The organism is Pseudomonas batumici (genome assembly GCF_000820515.1).
Lineage (GTDB): Bacteria > Pseudomonadota > Gammaproteobacteria > Pseudomonadales > Pseudomonadaceae > Aquipseudomonas > Aquipseudomonas batumici.
The window spans coordinates 1-342 of record NZ_JXDG01000098.1; the positions used below are offsets into that span (position 1 = coordinate 1).

At 53.5% G+C, this 342-nt stretch carries 1 protein-coding gene; it reads left to right on the plus strand.

Translation table 11 applies throughout. The annotated features are described in order from the left end of the window. A partial coding sequence (locus tag UCMB321_RS31275) for a hypothetical protein (RefSeq protein ID WP_209437221.1) occupies positions 1 to 197 on the plus strand: 197 nt, incomplete at its 5' end. Positions 198 to 342 lie beyond the last annotated feature (145 nt).

Consider the following 342-nt stretch of genomic DNA (forward strand, 5'->3'; position numbering starts at 1 on the left):
CGCCAGCTTCAGGTGCTGGTGGCCGCAAGGCCGTGGAAGTTCGAGTCTTCTTCTGGGCACCAATTCAAGTTTCAGAGTATCACTCTGAAATCTCACAAGAACCCGCGAAAGCGGGTTTTTGCGTTTTATCCCCCTGCCATTTCCTCGATCCGGCGCACCACGCCTCCCAATGGACCGTTCTTGCCCTCGAGATTTAATTAAAAGCAAAAACAGGGGTTTACAGATCAAATGGCTCTCCGTATAGTGCGCTCCATCAACGGCACACAACGCTGCTGATACTGCCCAGATGGTGAAATTGGTAGACACGCCAGCTTCAGGTGCTGGTGGCCGCAAGGCCGTGGA